Below are 13,054 nucleotides of genomic sequence, written 5' to 3' on the forward strand. Positions count from 1 at the left end.
TAAACCCCGTTGAGCCTTAGCAACCAGGAAGCGCGGACCGCATCGTGCCGAAATCTTCACAGCCACCCATCTACCAGCGCATCCGCGCGGCCATGACTCTGCAGCGAACCGCCGCGTTAACTGCAGTGATTTGTGTGACGTTGACGTTACTCGGCGCTTTCTTTACTCCCACCGAGCACCAGTTATCTGCTGCCATCTTTGGCTTGGTTCTAACTGTCGTTACCACCTTAGCTTTCCGCCGCCCAATCACGATGTCAGTAGTCTTTGTTGCCGTATGGATGAGCTCGACATTCGCTGTGGGCACTCCTTACCTCTGCTATATTTTTTTAACCCCAATTTTCATTGCCGTCATCGCTTATCACGGCAAAAATTGGCAAACCTTTGCAGTCGGTGCTGTCTTTTGGGCGGTCGGCCTTATCGATCCCGGCACCGCAAAGATCAGCGTTAATCCTGCTGCCGCTTTTGCTTGGGCAATGTTTATTGGAGTCGGTGCAGTAATTGGCGCGACTTTCGCGCACTCTGCGCAGCGATACAAAACAGCCATGGTCGAGTGGAACGCCGATGTACAACGGCGACAATCAGATCTCGCCGAAACTCTCCATAACTCCGTGGTCTCGAGCCTTACTGTTAACACGATGCAGCTAGAAGCCCTAAGCCTCGAATATTCCAAAGACCCGAAACTCGCTAAACGCTTAGATGAGCTTAGCGATTCCATGCGCTCATCAATGTCCGAAGTGCGCGCACTAACTAAGGTTCTCCGAAACAATATCGAAGGCGTTTCCGACGGAATAAGCTTCGGTTCCACCACCAAACCTGATAGCTTTGCCCAGCTTCTTTCCCAGGAAGAAACCCGCCTTTCAAGGCTCAATCGAAAGCCACTTGTGGAGGTAAGCGCCGAGGATTTTGCCCCGCATTTTCCTCCGAAAACACTGGACTCCATCGCTGCCATCACCACGGAAGCCTGCTTGAATGCCGTGAAGTACTCACCCGCAGGCGCTGAAATCGTAATCTCGGTGCGACCTCACCTCGGTTGGACCGTCATAACAATCACTAACCCAGTATCTAAGCCCACAAGCACTAACGCTGACATGTCTTCGGGTATCGGCATGGCATCAATGTCGCGTATTGCGGCGACAATTGACGCTCGTGTCGATGCTAAGCTTGAGCACAATCAATGGGAGCTTTCGCTTTTCCTTCCACCCTCTACCCAAAAGGCTGGTTAGCTTCGACACGTCGCCTAGCAAACCTAGATGGCGTACACTAAGCTATCGCTTGTTTCTGACTAAAGCAGACTTTATTAAAGGATTCCGCATATGCAGGCCGCACTTGCTAGTTTTCTCGCTCCATTTTTGCTGTCCTCTTCTCTTTTGGGAGGACTAACGCCGGGCGATCTTTCACCCACCACTGAATATCAATCGCCGGTCGATATGGTCTTTGGTTGCCCGTCGCCGTGGTGCCCGAAGTAAAAACTTCCCTTTTGGTCGTCGATGACGACCCACTTGTCCTCGAAGCATTGGGGCGTTACTTCGCCTCGGCCGAGGACATGGAGGTGCGCGCCACCGCAGAAAATGGCAAGGTCGCCCTCGATATATTGCAAGAGCAAGACTTTGACGTCATTGTCGCGGACATCCATATGCCCGAGATGGATGGCACTACCCTCTTGCGCGAGGTCAACAAGATGGAAGCCCCGCCGGTCTTTGTCGCGATGACCGCGATGGACAATGATGAGACCCTCAAAGAGGTCATGTCCAATAAGGCTGCAGCCTATATTTTGAAAAGCTCCAAGCCGGTCTACATCTTGGATACCGTGCGCGAGGCTGTACGCGGCGGCACGGTTGTCACCCCGCAATCCCTCACCCGCTTATTTGAGCAACTTCCCGATTGGAACACTGAGGGAAGCGATGCTGATGTGGCCGCCGCAACCGCAAGAATTAAGGACAACCACCATATCTCGCCTGCTTTAGAGCAGGTTCTGGACCTGGTCTGCCAAGGCAAGTCCAATGAAGAAATTGCCAAGAGCACACACTACGCACCGGGCACGGTGAAGAAATATGTATCTACCCTGCTCAGTGAATTCCATGCCAAGTCCCGCCTCGAACTGGCGGTGAAGGCGCTCAAGGCCGGCTACGGTTCTTAGCCCCCGATTGTTGGACAATCCGGGGGTGGAATACCCCCGGATGTGTCAATACCCCCTCTAAACCCCACATGCTGGGGTTTATTTTTTGTTTTTCTACCCCCGTCCGTCATTTCCCAAAGGAGACTAGCATCACGTTTGTCGCTTCCCTATAATTACGGCAACACCAAACTTCATAGTATTTCCTAGGCAACAATAGAACCTGAACCTGCAGGGTTGCCGCACGTCAGAGCGCTATACCGCTCACGTTTCTTCCTCTGCCCCTATAGTCACGTCATAGAAAGCAGGTGAGTGTTGAACACCAACCTGGCGCGCGTTCGTCGCAGCAGCGATAGGCCTCCCGTCCGCATTCGGCCCGCATAAAGGCCCGCTGAACATCGCATTTCACCACGAATCTCTGCGACCCTCACATTGCGTCGCGCGCACCCGCGTGTTCGCTCCTCACCCAGCTGCACCCTGCAGCACCACATAGCTCACCGCTCACCATCCAGACGCCGTATCGCCCAGCAATTCCAGACCGGCGCAGATACATCTACCTTCACTCCCGAGTGAAAAGTTGTGTCTAGGATGTGACCCGTTTGAAAAAGAGGTAGAACCCATATGACTTCTCCTGCAAATACCCGCTTGCCCATCTCTGATGATGTGGAAGCAGTCCTGCCCGCAGCGATTAGCCGCGCCCACGACTGGTTGAAGTCCACTGCGGACGAAGAAGATAAGGCCACCGAACAGCTCGCGGACCTGCTGCGCGATGACGACGGCGTGAAGTTCACCATGGACTTCGTCGACCGCGTCATGCGCCCAGAAGATGACAAGGTTGCCGCACACGCGCTGAAGGATATTTCCTCCCACTATGACCCGTCGTTCCTGGGCAGCATCAATGGTGCGCTCGTTGGTGCCGGTGGCTTCTTCGGCCCAATCCTGCCCAACCTGGTCATGCCGGTGGCCCGCCTGTACATGCGCAAGATGGTTGGCCACCTCGTTCTGGACGCCGAGTCTGATGCACTCAACAAGATTCTGGACAAGGCCGCCGAATCCGGCGAACAGCTCAACCTCAACCTGCTGGGTGAGGCCGTGCTCGGTGAGGAAGAGGCTAAGTCCCGCGCGCAGCGCACCCTCAAGCTCATCCAGAACCCACGCGTAACCTACGTTTCGGTCAAGGCTTCCTCCATGGTGGCCCAGCTCAATCACTGGGATATCGATGGCTCGGTAGAGCGCCTCAAGGAGCGCCTGCGTCCGCTGTACCAGGCTGCGGCGGACCGTACCGACAAGGTCTTTATCAACATGGACATGGAGGAGTACCACGACCTCCACCTGACCATCCGCCTGTTCAAGGAGCTGCTCAGCGAGCCGGAGTTCCTCACCCTGGATGCCGGCATCGTGCTGCAGGCTTACCTGCCAGATACCTTCGATGCGCTCAAGGATGTCGCTGACTTTGCCAAGGAGCGCGTGGCCAAGGGAGGCGGCAAGGTCAAGGTGCGCATTGTAAAGGGCGCGAACCTATCCATGGAAACCGTGCAGGGCGAGGTCCACGATTGGCCGCTGGCTACCTACACCAACAAGCTCGACGTAGACGCCAACTACTACCGCCTACTGGATTTCATCCTGCGCGAAGAGTACGCCGATAGCGTCCGCATCGGTGTAGCAACCCACAACCTCTACACCGCAGCTATGGCCTATGAGCTGGGCAAGAAGCGCGGCGTGCTGCACATGATGGATTCGGAGATGCTGCAGGGCATGTCCCCAGCGCAGCAGGCAGCGGTGCGCAAGGTCTTTGACGGCCGCCAGATCCTCTATACCCCGGTTGTCCACGCAGAAGACTTCGATGTCGCCGTGTCCTACCTGGTACGCCGCTTGGAAGAGAACTCCGCACCGCAGAACTTCCTCTACGCACTCTTTGCCCCAGGCGAGGAGCCGCTTGCGGACCAGGAAGAGACGTTCCGTCGGGCCGTCGCCAAGCGCTGGGACACCTTCGCTGGCGCCCGCCGCACCCAGAACCGCCTCGAGGAGGATGGCCGCCAGGCACCGCGCACCGGCCGCTTTACCAACGAGGCCGATACTGACCCGGCTCTTGCCCCGAACCGCCAGTGGGCACAGGAAGCGCTCAAGCGCAACCCGGGCGAACACGGCATCGCAGAGGTCACCGACCCAGCCGCGGTAGAAAGCCACATCGCCCGCGCCAAGGAGCTCGGCACCGAGTGGGGTAAGCGTCCTGCCGCCGAGCGCGCCGCGGCCCTCGAGGCAGTCGCGGACGAGATTGCTTCCCAGCGCGGCAAGTTCATCTCCGTGGCCGCATATGAGGCCAATAAGACCGTTACTCAGACCGACCCTGAGGTCTCTGAGGCGATTGATTTCTGCACCTACTACGGCCAGTCCGCGCGCCTGCTGGAGGAGTCTTACTCCCAGTTCACCCCGCACACCGTCACCGTGGTAACTCCGCCATGGAACTTCCCCATCGCCATTCCCACCGGCGGCATTGCGGCATCCTTGGCGGCCGGCTCGGCGGTCATCGTCAAGCCAGCCCCGCAGGTGGTTCACTGTGGCAAGCTCGTGGTGGAAGCCTTCCGCACCGCCCTCGAGGCGCAGGGCCTCGATCCGGATCTGGTGCAGCTGGTGCTTACTGATGAAGCCGAGGCCGGCAAGGCGCTGCTCTCCCACGATGATGTAGACAATGTCATCCTCACCGGTGCGTCCGATACCGGTGCGCTCTTCCGTTCCTGGAAGCCCAAGATGAACATCATGGCAGAGACTTCCGGCAAGAACGCGCTCATCATCACCCCAGCGGCAGACCCCGACTTGGCCATCGATGACCTCTATAACTCCGCTTTCGGCCACTCCGGACAGAAGTGCTCGGCGGCCTCCCTGGTTATCTTCGTCGGCGCGGCCGGCAAGTCCGAGCGTCTGCGCACCCAGCTATTGGATGCCGTTAAGACCCTGAAGCCGGGCCCGGGCTTTGATATCACCACGACCATGAACGGCTTGGCCGAGGAACCGAGCGAGAAGCTCCTGCGCGGCCTCACCCAGCTCGAACCGGGTGAGAAGTGGCTACTCAAGCCGGAAAAGCTCAACCAGGAAGGCACCCTGTGGTCCCCAGGCATTCGCGATAATGTGCAGCCGGGCTCCTGGTACCACAAGAACGAGTGCTTCGGCCCCATCCTCGGCATCATGTATGCCGATACTTTGGAAGAGGCTATTGCCTGGCAAAACGACACCGGCTACGGCTTGACCGGTGGCATCCACTCGCTTGACGACGCCGAGATTGAGTACTGGATCGACAACGTTGAGGTGGGCAACGCCTACGTCAACCGCGGCATTACCGGTGCGATTGTGCAGCGCCAGTCCTTCGGCGGTTGGAAGAAGTCCGTCATGGGCCCGGGTGCTAAGGCCGGCGGCCCGAACTACGTGGCACAAATGGGTGAGTGGGCCGATGGCGAGCTCAAGCCGCGCAACGTGGATATCGCTCCAGCTAGCCTCGCCGCGCTGCACCGCCTGCGCGATAACCTCTCGGGCAAGCTCACCGAGGACGACATCACCTGGCTGTGGCGCGCCGCAGAGCTGGACCAGCTGGCTTGGCAGGAAGAGTTCGGCCGCAATCACGACCGCACCGGGTTGGTCTCTGAGGCCAATATCTTCCGCTACCGTCCGCTGCTGACCAAACTGCGCGTGCGTGTGGGCGAGGGCTATGCGCTGCGCGAGGTTGCTCGCCAGGTGCTGGCCGCCGCCATCACCGGTACCGCAACGGAAATCTCCGCCACCCCGGAGGTTGCCACCCAGCTGCAGGACCTCGGTTTCGATGTCAAGGCCATTACCGACGAGGCTTTTGCCACCGACGTGGCCAATGACCCCTCCTCCCGCGTGCGCGCCTTGGGCACCGTGCCGGATTCCATCTACGAGGCCGCAGTGCGCTCCAACTCCGTGGTGCTGGACCAGCCGGTGCTTGCCGACGGCCGTCGTGAGCTCATTCCTTACCTCCTTGAGCAGGCAGTCTCGGTAACCATGCACCGCTTCGGCATCATCCGCAACGTGGGTAACCTGCGCGAGGAGTAATCTCCCGCCGCATTAAAGGCACTCCCTGGAGGTAGCGTCCCACCCGTGGGCCGCTACCTCCTTTTTCATATATGCGCTGCGCGTTTTATGTGGCATAGTGGTAGGCAATGTCTACGTCACATAATTCATCTTCCCGCGACGAGGCCCAGCGCCCGTCTGCGCAGGAAAAAGGCACCGCAACGCAGATTCAGAAGCCAGGCGAGGAAGATTCGCATACCCTAGTCGCTTATGATGATGCGCATCTCGGTGCAGAAGCCGCCAGCGAGCACCCCGCCGAGTGCGATGATAAGTCTGCCATCCTGGCCAAGGACTTCCGCACCATGGCCAAGGTCTCGGTGGTCTTTATACTCATCGTCGCCGGCCTGGCCCTGGCGGGCTATTTGCTCAAGTTCATTTGGGTAGGCCTGCTCCCTGTCCTGCTTGCCATCCTTGTCTCCACGGTGCTTTATCCAGTCAGCGCCTGGCTGCGCGGCAAGGGATTCCCGCGCTCACTCGCGGCTGTGAGCACTTTGCTCGGCCTCATCATCATCTTCTGCGGCGTCTTTGCCGCCATGGCCCCGGTTGTCACCAGCCAGAGCCAGACGCTCATTAACCAAGCCGAAGATGGCATTAACCAGCTGACGGACATGGTGGAAAAATCCCCCATCGATATCCAAAGTGACCAGCTGCAATCCGTACTCCAAGACGTGGTCAAGTTTGCCAAGGGCCAAGCCTCCACCATCGCCACCGGCGTTATCTCCGGCTTTTCCATGGCCAGCTCCATCGTTGTGGCCGCACTGATTATGCTATTTGTCACCTTCTTCATCATCAAAGACGGCGACAAGTTCCTGCCTTGGCTGCGCAAATACACCGGCAACTCCACCGGCTGGCACGTTACCGAGCTCGGCGCGCGCATCTGGAAGACTCTGTCCGGCTTTATCCAGGCGCAGGCCGCGGTGGCCATGGTGGACGCAGTTCTCATCGGCCTTGGCCTATGGGCTCTGCAAGTTCCGCTAGCACTCGTCATCGCGGTGGTGACTTTCTTCGCCAGCTTCATACCTATCATCGGTGCTGTCACCGCCGGTGCTTTGGCAGTTATTATCGCCTTGGTATCCAATGGCCTGACCAATGCACTATTGGCCTTGGCCCTTATCATCATCGTCCAGCAGGTTGAGGGAAATCTCCTACAACCACTGCTGCAATCCAAGGCCATGGGACTGCACGCGGCCGTTGTCCTACTCTCCGTCACCGTCGGCTCTACCCTGGCAGGCATCGTCGGTGCCTTCCTCGCCGTCCCCGTGGCCGCAACCATCGCGGTTGTCGTGCGCTACCACGCCGAAATGGCTGCACTGCGCTCCGGGGAAGTCGATCCTTCAGATATAGACATCATCACCGGCTCCAAGGATGATCCTGAAGACTTCAGCGACGTCACCTACGAACACGACGAGACTCCACGCGATAAGGTAGAGCAGCTCTACCAGTCCATGAGCCCGCTGAGCTAAGACTCAGCCGCAAGCGCGCCGGCCCTCCGCCGGCGCGCTTTAGTATTTAGCGCAGAAAGCCTAGGTCCGTAGCGGCCGAGGCGAGCTGGCGCGCGCCTCGGTCGAGGACGTTGGCCCACGTACCCTTAGACTCCTCATTCGCAGAGTCAGATACCTGCTTGAGCAGGGTGCAGGGCACGTCGAAGCGCTGGCATACTGCGGCAATGGAATAGCCTTCCATGTCGCAGAGCTGGGATTTTTTGGCCAGCTCAGTGCGCAGGGCGGTATCGGAGACAAACATATCGCCCGTGGCCAGCCCACGAACCGGCAAGCGGCCGGAGGTCTCCAGCTCTATGACCTCTGGCAGCAGGTAGCGATTAATATCGGTGAGCACCTCGAGCTTGAAGTCGTGTTTGGTGACCTTGCCTACTTCGAAGACACCAGCCATGCCGTCGACAAGCGCGCCGGCCGTGCCGATATTGACCACGCGCTCGGGAAGGGCACCGTTAGCGCGGGCGTCGGCAAGAGCCTCCGTTAAGGCAATGGCCGCTGGAACCGTGCCGATTCCAGTAATGAGCAGGGGCTCGCCCTTCGGAATGTGCGCGGCCTCCGCATCGACAGCGGCGACGAAAAGGGTACGTCCGTTGAGATTCTCCATGCCTGCGAGAATACCTGCCCTCCCTAATCGAAGTTCAACGTGCGGTTCTTCTGGCGCAGGCGAATCGTAATATTCTTCTGGCCAGCACCGAGTGCGATAATTTTCCCGCTGAGCACGCGCGCGACCGCCAGGTCGGCCTCCGTGGGGGCTTCGGCGGCCACCTGTGCCGTGGGTAGCCAGGCGTCGTGCGGATCAGGCGCGCCAAGGTGAATGAGCCGCTCGCGCTCCACATCAATCCAATAGCCTTCAGTGGCCATAAAGCGATCGTGGCTCCCATCGAAGGAATCGCGGCGCCACCCACCCTCGGCCACACGGAAAACAAAGGGGCAATAGCCAAAGCGCGAAGGCACGATATAGCGCGTCTGGGGGCTGACGCGCCAATGACCGCGCGCGGAGCTCCAAACTTGCCGGTAGGTATCAGCCAGGCTCATACCCAGCCGCAGGCGCTGTTGTCTGTCCTCGTCTAGCCCCGCATCTTCTACCTGCGTATTTAGCTCACCCAGGCGCGTAGCATCTGCCACGTACATGCCCAGCCATGCCTCTTCCGGCGTCGTATACGGCCCGGTGATATCGCGGTGAAAGGACCCCGGAATTGCCTTGTGCGCGTCCTGGGGCAGGCGCTGGCGCGCGGCAAAAGCCCACAGCCGCGGATGCCCCATGCGGTAGAGCATCACCGTCGCCCGTGGCAGGCGGTCATGCACCTGTTGGCGCGTCAAGTAATCACCAGCACTGATGCGCCGCAGCAGCTGCTTGGCGACGTCCCCCTCCACCTTCTGCTCCACTCCCGGCGCGACCTCCATATCCGGCAGTTGGCTAAGCAGCATCAGATCGATGATGTCTCCCAAATCAAAGACCTGGTTCAATTCCGACTGTGCTTCGGAGCCGAAGGCCTCGATAGCGTCATAGCCTAGGGCACCACCCAAGCGACGGATGAGATCCGGGGACACACTCACCCGGTTGCGAGTTGCGTGCAATTCCGCGGCGTTGAGATTGCGGTCCAGCCCCACGAGGGCTCCTTTCTCCCCCTCATTGGGGAAATAATTTTTGGTCATGCTTGGGATTAAGCCGGACATTGGCCTCCCCGGTGTCCTTCATTGGGGTCTTGTCTCGGAAAGCAGGCATCAGATGAAGCCCTTCTAGGAGGTTTTGGGACTTCTCGGCTTGGTCGCTGTTGGTTTTTCGGTCAGGCAGATTATGACGTACTTAATCCCTACGAGTTACATAATAGAAAAGTGGCACGTTGCAAATACCCCTTTCATAGTCCCATTCGAGAGAATCTTTGCAACTCTTATGCCTATAGTATGACGCGGAATGATTCTTAATCATTCTCTTTCTTTCGCATTTCTCTTTCTGGACAGCGCACAAAGGAGCTTTACCTTTGAACGACAAGAATTCTTGGGGTCCACCAGACTCAACCCCACTTTCAGATTCGAACGGGCCTGCCTCCACTATGCAGGACCCCGGCACAGGAACAAGCACTGAATCTTCAGGCAAAGGCACGCGCACCGCCATTATTGTCGTTTCCGCTCTCGCCATCATTGCGCTTATTGGCGGTGGCGCCTGGGCGCTAACGGGAAACAAGGATTCTGATGGTTCGAGCAGCGCTGAACCGAATTTTCATTCTCAAGAAAACAGCAGCGAGGAAACTACCGAAGGAGCGGCTTCTGAAGAAGAATCCACTCCTGAAAAGAAAGCTGCCTCTACACAGGCTAAGAGCGCTAGCACTGGACCTTCCACAGAGGAGAAGTGTGGAACGCTAGCCGATGACCTAATGGATTCCCCTATCGGCACGCTTCAGCTTTTCTGTGACGGAACCTGGTTGTACCTGGCACAAAAGCAGTCTTCCAATTACGGACTCTTTTACTGGACCGATAATGAGTGGAAGTTGTACCGGTCTGACAATACGACTGGAGACTCCGTCAATCAGTGCTACGACAAGGGCAAGTTGGACACGGCTGGCGCCCCGAAGGAGCTGACCAACCAGCTCCAACTCTGTGACTCTCAATCAACTCCAACTCCCAAGGTTCGCGACAGGCCCATTACTGCCGAGGAAGAATTTCCACCAGAAGATTATTGGTACGGCGAATGCGATGGCAGCTACGTACTCATCGCGGAATCAGTCATCATCCCGCCAGCGACTGACCCGATTTCTGAGCCCTACCGAGTGCACAAAAAATACCCAGGCTCCAAGATTATTCCCGGCTCCGCATGTAGCTCCCTGCGCAGCCATGTCGAAGGCGGCACCGTCTATGCCATTGTCTACGAAGCCGGCCACAGCGTGGAAAAGGTTTGCGAGCTCAAGGCCAAGTATGGCGGTAATGCCCGTTCCCTCAATAATGACGCGGATTTCTCTGACCCCTGCTAACCCCGATTCCGCGTTCGATTCCCTGTCACTCCCCTTCTGCTGCGTTGTCTCCCTACACCCGCTACAACGCAGCGTGCATCCCTTTGACTTTTCATCTACCGCCTCAATTTGAAAGCAATATCTTATGCCTAAATCATCTGCCCACCTAGGCCGAATAAGCCGTATAAGCATTGCAGCGAGCGCCGCCCTTATTAGTTTCTCCTTGGCTTCCTGCGATGACGAAACGTCGGATACAACCGCACAGGAGTTTTCGGTTGAGTCAGCGCCAATGTCCGTTACGGAAGAAAGTAGCGATGCCAAGCCGGAAGAATCGCCCACTGACTCTGCTGCGACGGAAGAAGAACCTACTCGGCCGGTGCCACCGAACGTGATGATGGATGACGAGCAGCCGAGCCCGGAAGCCGGCACCACTTCGTCGTGTGGCGCGGCAGATGCCCAAGCTGCTTTCTCCGAGGGCGTATCCCAAGTAGCTCCGTGGGGCACCATCGGATGGGAGCTTTTCGATTCCTCAGGCTACGATCCCTGTGCATCTCTATCGTGGGAAACGCTGATGATTGAGGGAGGAACTAGTTCTTCGCCCTTCCACATTATGTTGTTTAACCATGGCGAATATTTAGGCACCGCAACGGCAAAGCCCTATGGATTCGCCCCCACTATTGAGCGCGTGAGTGACTCCGAGATCGCGGTAACCTACCACTGGCCGCGCGAAGGCGAAGGCAACGCGAACCGCTCCGGTACGACTGACGCTGGCTTCCGCTGGGATGAAGGCCAGCAAAAGGTCATCATGTCCGGCGACGTACCGCCAACATCTGTAGGCAGCTAAAGGCGTAATCAATCCACCGCTTTTACCCGCCCCTTGGCCTCTGAAGAATTTCTCGCAGGCGTCAGGCATGATGTTTTCAGCTGATGTATTTTCGCACTATGAGCAAACAACAAATTCACCAGCACATCGCAGTTTTTGGTCAGGCTGGAAGCGGAAAGACAGTCCTTCTTTCCTCACTCTTTGGCCGCCTCCACGAGCCGTCGACTATCCATAAGAACGGGTACAGATTCCTAGCGGACGATTCTGCGCGCGGAAATAAACTGCTCCAAAAATACTTGGGAATGAAGGAGCAAGCCCAAGCTCCGATGCAGGATAAGTTTGTTTCCTCTCCATTCGGTTTTAAATTCGTCCCAGAGTCACAGCCCTTGGACGCGAAGAAGAAGACTTCGCACATTGGCATTACTTGGCATGACTATCCAGGCGAATGGTTCGAGTCAGAGGTCAGCTCTGAAAGCGAAAGAAATGATCGGGCTCATACTTTCCGCCAGCTGATCCAATCAGATGTCGCTCTGGTTTTGGTTGACGCACAAAAGCTGCTCGACCACGAAGGCGACGAAGAGCGCTACCTCAAGTCACTATTCGGCACCTTCCGGAACACACTGCTGGGCATTAAATCCGACATCATTGCTGACAATGAACGGCTGGAGCAGTTTCCCCGCATCTGGGTTATCGCGCTTTCTAAAGCCGACCTCATGCCGGAGTTGGATGCGCACAGGCTCCATGAACTCGTCGTTCTTCATGCCGCAGATGAACTGAACGCGCTGCGCAAAGTTCTGGCAGATTTCGTCAACGGCAACGAGGCTCTATCCGTCGGAGAGGACTACATCGTCATCTCTTCAGCAGAGTTCAAGAACGGCACTATTGATTTAGAAAAGCACAAAGGCGTCGACGCCTTGCTTCCGCTATCTACGATTTTGCCCATCCAGCGCTACCAGCGGTGGAATGTATTGCGCCTTCTCCCGGCTGGCTTAGCGGACGAAAAGATGGTGAAGAGGGGGCTGGGCATAGCCCAAACGGCTCTCGCGATGCTTGGCAAAGTAAATAAGATGCCATTCAATTTCCTAGCGAAGGCTCAAGGAATCACTGGTCTAGTTGATCCCCTCATGTCTGCGGCCATTCCGGTAATTGCTGAAGCCCGAAAGGATGCGGTGGAAAAGCATGCATTTAAGGAATTATTGCTTACAGATTTCGTCATGAAATTGCGCGAGAGCATCGACAACGACATTCTCGAAAGGTCGCCGCGATGGAAATAATCTGGGCTACTCGAGGCAAACACTGGGGCCATAAGTTCTTACTCGATGGCGGCTATAAGGACCCATTGCCGCCATATCTTGAGGCATTTTCGGGCTTTGAAAACTCCCGCCACGTGTTTGAGCGCTGCAATGGACACTTGGCTTTAAGGTTTCCAGATCCAGAGGAACGCCACGATGAGTCAGGCCGCTTGATTTACCACGACCTAGTTATCATCGGCCACGCCATTACCGATGCCCGCTCTTACGACGAAGCATGCTCTTTTATGTGGCCCTTGATTGCGGACGAATACAGCAAGCTCTGGAATGCAGAAAACTAG

At 57.2% G+C, this 13,054-nt stretch carries 10 protein-coding genes; 8 read left to right on the forward strand and 2 right to left on the reverse strand.

All coding sequences use genetic code 11. From position 1 onward, the window contains the following. The first annotated feature begins 92 nt into the window (after positions 1-92). The 4 genes from WMP97_RS09080 to WMP97_RS09095 all read left to right on the forward strand — a co-directional run bounded on the left by WMP97_RS09080 (position 93) and on the right by WMP97_RS09095 (position 7,659). On the forward strand, positions 93-1,223 hold the full coding sequence (locus WMP97_RS09080) for a sensor histidine kinase (protein ID WP_275434445.1): 1,131 nt from the start codon (positions 93-95) through the stop codon (positions 1,221-1,223). Between the two features lie 215 nt (positions 1,224-1,438). Continuing rightward, positions 1,439-2,137: a response regulator transcription factor gene (locus tag WMP97_RS09085; protein ID WP_239206758.1), complete on the forward strand. Its 699-nt coding sequence runs from the start codon at positions 1,439-1,441 to the stop codon at positions 2,135-2,137. 597 nt (positions 2,138-2,734) lie between these two features. Beyond that, positions 2,735-6,178 (forward strand): bifunctional proline dehydrogenase/L-glutamate gamma-semialdehyde dehydrogenase, encoded by a 3,444-nt coding sequence (locus tag WMP97_RS09090; RefSeq protein WP_340440345.1) that lies wholly within the window; start codon positions 2,735-2,737, stop codon positions 6,176-6,178. A gap of 107 nt (positions 6,179-6,285) precedes the next feature. Beyond that, positions 6,286-7,659 (forward strand): AI-2E family transporter, encoded by a 1,374-nt coding sequence (locus tag WMP97_RS09095; RefSeq protein WP_301716267.1) that lies wholly within the window; start codon positions 6,286-6,288, stop codon positions 7,657-7,659. Positions 7,660-7,705: 46 nt separating this feature from the next. Here the strand turns inward: WMP97_RS09095 and WMP97_RS09100 are convergent, their stop codons facing one another. Both WMP97_RS09100 and WMP97_RS09105 read right to left on the reverse strand, forming a co-directional pair. Then, positions 7,706-8,296 carry a nucleosidase gene (locus tag WMP97_RS09100; RefSeq protein ID WP_239206764.1) on the reverse strand — a complete coding sequence of 197 codons (591 nt, stop codon included), beginning with the start codon at positions 8,294-8,296 and terminating at the stop codon, positions 7,706-7,708. A gap of 23 nt (positions 8,297-8,319) precedes the next feature. After that, the gene (locus WMP97_RS09105; protein WP_301733023.1) at positions 8,320-9,348 is read right to left on the reverse strand and encodes a hypothetical protein; all 1,029 of its coding nucleotides are present in this window, start codon (positions 9,346-9,348) and stop codon (positions 8,320-8,322) included. Between the two features lie 326 nt (positions 9,349-9,674). Between WMP97_RS09105 and WMP97_RS09110 the strand changes: the two genes are divergently transcribed. The 4 genes from WMP97_RS09110 (at position 9,675) to WMP97_RS09125 (ending at position 13,054) form a co-directional block, all read left to right on the forward strand. Beyond that, positions 9,675-10,661, forward strand: coding sequence for a hypothetical protein (locus WMP97_RS09110; protein ID WP_340440347.1), 987 nt, complete (start codon positions 9,675-9,677; stop codon positions 10,659-10,661). Positions 10,662-10,929: 268 nt separating this feature from the next. After that, positions 10,930-11,484: an LppP/LprE family lipoprotein gene (locus tag WMP97_RS09115; RefSeq protein ID WP_301733025.1), complete on the forward strand. Its 555-nt coding sequence runs from the start codon at positions 10,930-10,932 to the stop codon at positions 11,482-11,484. Positions 11,485-11,582: 98 nt separating this feature from the next. Continuing rightward, positions 11,583-12,737: a TRAFAC clade GTPase domain-containing protein gene (locus tag WMP97_RS09120; RefSeq protein ID WP_340440348.1), complete on the forward strand. Its 1,155-nt coding sequence runs from the start codon at positions 11,583-11,585 to the stop codon at positions 12,735-12,737. Then, the gene (locus WMP97_RS09125) at positions 12,728-13,054 is read left to right on the forward strand and encodes a hypothetical protein (protein WP_340440349.1); all 327 of its coding nucleotides are present in this window, start codon (positions 12,728-12,730) and stop codon (positions 13,052-13,054) included. Before WMP97_RS09120 ends, WMP97_RS09125 begins: the two co-directional genes overlap by 10 nt.

The organism is Corynebacterium sp. KPL4072 (assembly GCF_037908395.1).
GTDB classification, from domain to species: domain Bacteria; phylum Actinomycetota; class Actinomycetes; order Mycobacteriales; family Mycobacteriaceae; genus Corynebacterium; species Corynebacterium kefirresidentii.

What these genes read in the sequence shown, in the direction of transcription:
- WMP97_RS09080 (WP_275434445.1), top strand. Translation starts at nt 93, where the DNA reads ATGACTCTGCAGCGAACCGCCGCGTTAACTGCAGTGATTTGTGTGACG.
- WMP97_RS09090 (WP_340440345.1), top strand. Translation starts at nt 2,735, where the DNA reads ATGACTTCTCCTGCAAATACCCGCTTGCCCATCTCTGATGATGTGGAA.
- WMP97_RS09095 (WP_301716267.1), top strand. Translation starts at nt 6,286, where the DNA reads ATGTCTACGTCACATAATTCATCTTCCCGCGACGAGGCCCAGCGCCCG.
- WMP97_RS09100 (WP_239206764.1), bottom strand. Translation starts at nt 8,296, where the DNA reads ATGGAGAATCTCAACGGACGTACCCTTTTCGTCGCCGCTGTCGATGCG.
- WMP97_RS09105 (WP_301733023.1), bottom strand. Translation starts at nt 9,348, where the DNA reads ATGACCAAAAATTATTTCCCCAATGAGGGGGAGAAAGGAGCCCTCGTG.
- WMP97_RS09115 (WP_301733025.1), top strand. Translation starts at nt 10,930, where the DNA reads ATGTCCGTTACGGAAGAAAGTAGCGATGCCAAGCCGGAAGAATCGCCC.
- WMP97_RS09120 (WP_340440348.1), top strand. Translation starts at nt 11,583, where the DNA reads ATGAGCAAACAACAAATTCACCAGCACATCGCAGTTTTTGGTCAGGCT.
- WMP97_RS09125 (WP_340440349.1), top strand. Translation starts at nt 12,728, where the DNA reads ATGGAAATAATCTGGGCTACTCGAGGCAAACACTGGGGCCATAAGTTC.